This is a genomic window from Areca yellow leaf disease phytoplasma, assembly GCF_041920595.1.
The window spans coordinates 496,526-502,826 of the sequence record NZ_CP169277.1 but is presented as its reverse complement, the minus strand read 5'-3'; the positions used below and the strand labels follow the sequence as shown (position 1 = coordinate 502,826).

At 29.4% G+C, this 6,301-nt stretch carries 9 protein-coding genes and 5 tRNA genes; 13 read left to right on the top strand and 1 reads right to left on the bottom strand.

The genetic code is table 11. From position 1 onward, the window contains the following. Window positions 1-1,276: 1,276 nt before the first annotated feature. The 13 genes from ACEW7V_RS02875 to ACEW7V_RS02815 all read left to right on the top strand — a co-directional run bounded on the left by ACEW7V_RS02875 (window position 1,277) and on the right by ACEW7V_RS02815 (window position 5,167). Window positions 1,277-1,585 carry a hypothetical protein gene (locus tag ACEW7V_RS02875; RefSeq protein WP_374695379.1) on the top strand — a complete coding sequence of 103 codons (309 nt, stop codon included), beginning with the start codon at window positions 1,277-1,279 and terminating at the stop codon, window positions 1,583-1,585. 256 nt (window positions 1,586-1,841) lie between these two features. Beyond that, window positions 1,842-2,126 (top strand): hypothetical protein, encoded by a 285-nt coding sequence (locus tag ACEW7V_RS02870; protein WP_374695378.1) that lies wholly within the window; start codon window positions 1,842-1,844, stop codon window positions 2,124-2,126. Beyond that, window positions 2,119-2,304, top strand: coding sequence for a hypothetical protein (locus tag ACEW7V_RS02865; protein WP_374695774.1), 186 nt, complete (start codon window positions 2,119-2,121; stop codon window positions 2,302-2,304). The genes ACEW7V_RS02870 and ACEW7V_RS02865 overlap by 8 nt, the downstream gene beginning before the upstream one ends. After that, window positions 2,291-2,875, top strand: coding sequence for a hypothetical protein (locus ACEW7V_RS02860; protein WP_374695377.1), 585 nt, complete (start codon window positions 2,291-2,293; stop codon window positions 2,873-2,875). The genes ACEW7V_RS02865 and ACEW7V_RS02860 overlap by 14 nt, the downstream gene beginning before the upstream one ends. Continuing rightward, window positions 2,803-3,081, top strand: a complete 279-nt coding sequence (locus ACEW7V_RS02855; protein ID WP_374695773.1) for a hypothetical protein — start codon at window positions 2,803-2,805, stop codon at window positions 3,079-3,081. The genes ACEW7V_RS02860 and ACEW7V_RS02855 overlap by 73 nt, the downstream gene beginning before the upstream one ends. A 40-nt stretch (window positions 3,082-3,121) precedes the next feature. After that, window positions 3,122-3,207: transfer RNA gene (locus ACEW7V_RS02850), tRNA-Ser, on the top strand. A gap of 423 nt (window positions 3,208-3,630) precedes the next feature. Continuing rightward, window positions 3,631-3,706, top strand: a tRNA-His gene (locus ACEW7V_RS02845). 88 nt (window positions 3,707-3,794) lie between these two features. Then, a tRNA-Gln gene (locus ACEW7V_RS02840) sits at window positions 3,795-3,869 on the top strand. Window positions 3,870-3,920: 51 nt separating this feature from the next. Beyond that, a tRNA-Leu gene (locus ACEW7V_RS02835) sits at window positions 3,921-4,007 on the top strand. 22 nt (window positions 4,008-4,029) lie between these two features. Then, window positions 4,030-4,103 (top strand) — tRNA-OTHER (locus ACEW7V_RS02830). Between the two features lie 470 nt (window positions 4,104-4,573). Next, window positions 4,574-4,777 (top strand): hypothetical protein, encoded by a 204-nt coding sequence (locus ACEW7V_RS02825; RefSeq protein WP_374695376.1) that lies wholly within the window; start codon window positions 4,574-4,576, stop codon window positions 4,775-4,777. A 42-nt stretch (window positions 4,778-4,819) separates the two neighbouring features. After that, window positions 4,820-4,984 carry a hypothetical protein gene (locus ACEW7V_RS02820; RefSeq protein ID WP_374695375.1) on the top strand — a complete coding sequence of 55 codons (165 nt, stop codon included), beginning with the start codon at window positions 4,820-4,822 and terminating at the stop codon, window positions 4,982-4,984. A 36-nt stretch (window positions 4,985-5,020) separates the two neighbouring features. Next, the gene (locus ACEW7V_RS02815; RefSeq protein WP_374695374.1) at window positions 5,021-5,167 is read left to right on the top strand and encodes a hypothetical protein; all 147 of its coding nucleotides are present in this window, start codon (window positions 5,021-5,023) and stop codon (window positions 5,165-5,167) included. A gap of 209 nt (window positions 5,168-5,376) precedes the next feature. On the opposite strand, the gene ACEW7V_RS02810 is transcribed toward ACEW7V_RS02815, so the two are convergent. Beyond that, window positions 5,377-5,799: a DUF2963 domain-containing protein gene (locus tag ACEW7V_RS02810; protein WP_374695772.1), complete on the bottom strand. Its 423-nt coding sequence runs from the start codon at window positions 5,797-5,799 to the stop codon at window positions 5,377-5,379. Window positions 5,800-6,301 lie beyond the last annotated feature (502 nt).

Genomic DNA, 6,301 nt, shown 5'->3' with positions numbered 1-6,301 from the left:
GGAATTAAACACGATCAATTTTCATTTGGTAGGACAGATATTTGCTTAATAATATATGTGTTCTAGTAACCTTTGAAAAAGGTTGTTTTGTTGTACATTTTTTCTATAAAAATTAACTCAGATATTAAAAGTATGGTGAGTTGAAGCTGGCCCATATATATATGTAGGATAAAATATTTAAAAAATATCTTGAAATTAACAGTCATGAAAATGACAGACATTTTGCGTAATGAAAATTATCTGTTAGTTTGAAAAGATATGAAATTATTCATTTACCTTTAAGTCTTAAAAGAAGGGCTCTGAAATAAAGTGTCTAAAAAGGATTTTTGTTGTTTGTTGCCATTTATTGTTTTATGCATAATTGCCTTTAAAGATAATATTGTTCGGTATTTGCTTTTCTGTTGATTTTGATTTACAAGTAGTACTAAAGATTATTTTGGGTTTGGTATGATTATTTTTCACGTTGCTGTATTTTGGATTTGCATTACTTTTGTGAAAGCTATTTCTTGGTTCTGGCCTGGTTTTAAATTTTATAAATTAGGATTGATACCAAATGGTTACTAATAATGTTTGTCTTGGTATCGCTTCAGGAAGGATGTATTTGGCTCCAGATAGAACAGATTTTGCCTAGCCAATTGGGAGATAACAAAATTATTAGCGTGATAATAAAATGCACAATTATTAAATATTTGCAGTATTTAGCTGAACATTTCATGAAAATAACAGATCTTTCATTGAAAATTAGCTCTTACTATTATTTACGACTATACATTATTATATTTGGAAATGTTGTAACATATTTTGCCTTGTCAATTTATAAATGAAGTTTACAACTATACTTTATGTGGCAAGAATTAAGTTTTATTTATAACTTATTTAATTTTTAAATATTTAATAATTTAATTATTTTTAAATGTTTATTTATTTTCTTTATAATTTATTTTATTTCATCTTTAGGATCTTATATTTGTAGAGATCTGGATCAAACTCCCTCGCGCCCGCGCACACCATGATATAGCTGACATGATGATAGCGCGACACACACAAATCAAAATCAACGGTGCATTTTTTTTCTTTTTTTTTTTTTTTTTCTTTTTTTTTCAGAGAGATAGATGAGTGGCATATCGATGATGTTTTACCTGGCTTGTTACTTTCGGTATCATTTTATTCACAAAGTTGCACGCAAAAGCATCGACCGCATGCCAGCATGCATGTTACTGGAATGTGTTTTGCTGTTACGGCGTAGCCTGCAAAAAATTTTTGCTTTCAATCAAATGTGCGGTCAAAGGACACAGCAGCGGCAATGGCTGGGTTTTTTCAGGTATTATGGGCGCAAAGTGATGAAGCAAAGGAAAACAAGTCACACTTTGGTGCTTGCTGGATGGCGGGCGAAAGGTGCTGCAAGGGAAAGCTGGGCTATTTTTATTTGCTTGCTGGTGTGCTTGGAAGCCAGGCACGGCTTTGCAGCAAACATAACAAAAAATATTACTACGGCATTTTTTGTTGGTGGCAGGAACTTGTTTTCATGCTTGGGGCATATATCGTTTTGCTTGAAATTTTGGCGCAACAATTAATAACAAATTGAAAAAATTTCCAACAATAAAAAGAAATCAAACTTGGCAAACAAATAATTACAAACCCAAAAATAATTCCACTCATTAAAAAAAGAAATTATTAATTAAAAATAAAAATAAATCAAATAAAAAATAATTAAAATCCCAATCCCAAACTCAACCTAAAAAAAAAAATTAAGTCAAACAACAATTAAAATTAATATACAAATAACAAATAAATTATTACAATATCAAAAAACGGAGAAAAAATATGTAAGAGAGAAAATTATGTCGGTAAATTCTGGTAGTTCTTCTTTAAAATTTCAAATTTCATTAGAAATGCCACAACAAGAAGTAATTGTTTCAGGTTTAGTTGAAAGAATTGGTAGCAATCAGGCTGTTTTTACAATGAAGACCAAAGACAAAAAAGACAAACAAGTATTAGAAGTGCTAAATCATCAAACAGCAGTAGAGTTATTGCTAGATGCTTTGATTCAAAAAAAGTTATTAATACTTTTGGAAGAAATCGAAGGAGTAGGGCAATCGCGTAGTTCAAGGTGGAGAAATATTTAGCGATTCTAAGGTTTTAACTGAAAAAACTCTTGCTCAAATTGAAAGTTTATGCGACCTAGCTCCCTTACACAATCCTGCAAACATCATAAGTATTAAAGCTTTTCAAAAAGTACTTCCCAAGTTTTTTCAAGTAGTTGTTTTTGATACTTCACTTTTCACCGCTTATGCCCGCAGTTAATTTTTTATACGCCACTCCTTATTACTGGTACCAAAAATACCAAATTAGAAAATACGGAGCTCATGGTACATCTTATAAATATATAACTGAGCAAATGCAACAAATTTTGGGTGAAAAAAACGCCAAAATCATTATTTGTCATGCTGGCAACGGCGTTTCTTTATGTGCAGTTGATTCTGGTAAATCAGTTGAACTTTCTATGGGGTTTTACTCCGTTAGAAGGGGTTCCGCGGGAACTCGTAGTGGCAATATTGATCCTGCAGTAGTGAAATTTATAGCTGAAAAAGAAAACAAAACTGTTTCTTGTGTTATAGATGATTTGAATAAAAAATCAGGTTATTTAGGAGTATCAGGTATTTCTAATGACACTCGTGATATTTTGGCAAGCATTAAAAAAGGCAACCAGCAAGCCATTTTGTCACACGACATCCAAGTTAAGCGTATAGTTGATTATATTGCTAGTTATTACGTATTATTAAAAGGCGTTGATGCTTTAGTATTTACAGCGCTGGTATTGGCGAAAATTCTTCTTTTTTCCGTTCTGAAATTATTAAATGTTTATCAGTTTTAGGAATTAAGTTAGACGAAGAAAAAACAAAGTTCAAGGCAAACAAGAACTTATTACAACTTTTGATTCTGCAATCAAAGCTTTTGTTGTTCCTACCAATGAAGAACTTGCTATTGCTCAAGATGTTTTGCGTTTACAACAAAATCAAACTAATCAAGATAAAGACGATCAGCAAAAGAATGTTTTTGCTGTTGGTGGCTAATAATTAAATCACAAACCCAATCACTTTTATAGTTTTTGGACTTTTTGGGAGGAATACTCAAGTGGCCGAAGAGGCACGCTTGGAAAGCGTGTAGATCCAAAAGATGCGAGGGTTCAGATCTCTTCCTCCGCCAACTAAAATTAGCTATTTTTTTGTTAGTTTTGCAAAGTCAGTTTCATTTTGATAAAAATAATTTCCATAATTTCATCGCTCATATTATTTTTTAAGAACTTTTTTAAGAATTTGTTTTTTAAGGGCTTGTTGTTGGGAAATGTTTTTGGTAATTTGTTTTTTTTGGCATTTGTTTTTGGAACTTTTTTAGACTTATCTTTTTTATTTTGATGTTTTTGGAATGCTACATTTTTTATCTCAATTTATTCCCTCAAATCTTTTTTTCAAACATCGCCACCAAAAATATTGACTGCAAAAAACTTATAAAAACACTCAATTATCATTAAAAAAAAACCAACCACCTAAACTTTTTACTTTACAAATTAAAAAAATCAAGGTATAATATTCTATGTTATGGAATTTTAATTATTATTAAAATTATTTGGCGGTTATGGCGAAGTGGTTAACGCGGCGGCTTGTGGCGCCGATATGCGTGAGTTCGATTCCCACTAGCCGCCCCAAAATATATTTCCACAAAATATAAAAAATACAAAAATTTTTAAAAATAAAATTAAAAAATAAAATATCCAAGATTATAAAGTTATATTGAGGCCCATAGCCAAGTGGTAAGGCAACGGACTTTGACTCCGTGATTCGTTGGTTCAAATCCAGCTGGGTCTGCCATTTTATAAGTGTTTTATGAGTGATTGACGAACGAAAATAACAAAGGTAAACGCGGGTGTGGCGGAATGGAAGACGCACTCAGACTTAGGATTCAGCGCTTAGGCATGCACCCAGGTTCAAATCCTGTCACCCGTACCATACAACCACTACTTGTAAATGAAGGGATATGATGTCAATGGTAGCATAACGGTCTCAAAACCGCTCGTTCGGGTCTGAATCCTGATATCCCTGCCAAAAAAAATTACCCCAATAAAAATATTTTAATAAAATAAAAAAACAATTAATTTTTTTGACAATCATTTTTTTGCTTTATTAGAAGATATTTGGAAACAGCATTTTTTAATCATTTTGCTCTTAAAATCTAAAAAACCTTATTTATCTTTTTTCAAACTAACCAAAAAAAACAACTTTATCTTAAAAAACCACCAAAATCAATTGACAATTGTTTCTTTTTTTGATTAAATAAAGGTGTAGATATAAAGATTTTATGATAAAATAAATATAAGCTATATTTAAGTTTTTTATAAAGCTAACAAATAAAGTATAAAAAGTTTTGCAAGCAGCGCTTTTATTAGGAGGATTGATTTTTGGGAATTTGAAGAAATTGGTAACTTGGGTTTCAATAATCCTTGGATTTGGGTTGTTGGCGCTGTTTTGTTCCCTGTATTGATATTTCTTTTTTTTTTTTTTTTTTAGTAAAATTAGTGATTAAAACGCTAATTTTCATTTATGTTGTTAATTTTCGTATTGCAGCTTTTTTTAGTCCTTCCAACCGTCTAAAGAGAGAAAACAACGACAATAAAAACGAACAACCTCAAATTCCCAATGTTTTGATTAATAACAAAGACTTTGATTCTAATTGTTTAATTAATTTAAAATTAATGGAGATGATGGATAAAAAAAGATAACAACTGTTCGCAAACCGATCTTTTTTAGAATTAAAGCATAAAATGCTTGAAACTTATTTTAATCAAAAGATCTTTGAATTAGAAATGAAACAAAAAATTAAAGAATTAGAAGAAAAACAACAGCAATCCAAAGCTGATACCATTCCTAATAATGCCCAAACTTTTAACTCACAAAAGAATTTTGGGATGAAATCCCAGAAACTTTAAAACAAGTTTTAGAAAAATTAAATAACATCGAGAGAAATGCAGTTCAATTTTTTACAAGATTACACTAAAAAAACTTATTACAGTTCTGATGATAGAGTTTTGTACGTTCATCCAGAAGACTTTGTACACATCAATAAAGCTTTAGGATCAAAAAAAACAACAACAATTAAAAAAATTAAATAAAAATATTAGGATGAAAGTATGTAAGTCCCTTTTTGCATGCTTTTTCTTTTTTATCATTTCAAAAACTACCTTTTTTAAACTAGTTTTGATTTTGTCTGTAAACAGATTACCTCATTTTTCCTTGCAACATCTTTCCAAAACAATTCTAATTACCATTATTTTTTATGACATCACCACTATTAGGATCATAATTATAAACCTCTTTATCATCATTTTTTGCTTTGATATTTGTATTTTGCACGCCAAATTCTTATTTCTGTTTTGGGGTCATATTTATTTATATAATCAATATTTCCATTAGGGAAATACTTTGTATGTTTGATTTTATTTTGGGTTTGAGGATCATATTCTAAAACATATTCTACTTTGCCATTTTTACTATTATGGTGAGTTTCTTTTATAACATTTCCGCTTTTAGCATCATATTCATACATATATAAAATATTTGATTTGTCTTCTGCAAAACTTATTTCTTTAATTAATTTTTGCGTATGCGGATCGTATTCTTTAATATCTAAGATATTTCTGTCATTTTGAAAGACAGTATGTTTAATTTTATTGGCAGTTTGCAAATCATATTCTATGATATACCAAACACAATTTTCATCACCATTAAACGCTGTGAGTTTAATTTTTTTATTTGTTTTAAGTTATCATAATCCAAAATATGGTCAATGTTTCCATCCATGTTATAGATTTTTTCTTGAATAACATCCACATTATGATTAGGTTTGTTTTTGTTGGGCTTATATTATCAATATTGTCAAAAGATTTAAAAATTAGGACCACTAACAACAATAATGTAAAAGTAGTTGTAATAGTTGCGAACCTAATTCTTAATTTTATAATTTTCATATTTTTTAATTTATTATTGGGAAATTCTTAGATGTAATTTAATTTTTCTAAAACTTGTTTTAAAGTTTCTGGGATTTCATCCCAAAAATTCTTTTGTGATTAAAGTTTGGACGCATATTAGGAATGGTATCAGCTTTGGATTATATTGTATTTTCAATAATATTATAACATTTATTTTATAATAATAATATTTTTAGCACTTATAATTGATTCATCAAAAAAAACTTTTCTATGCTATAATTAATTTGTATAGTTGAAAAATGATTCATAGCAATGGCG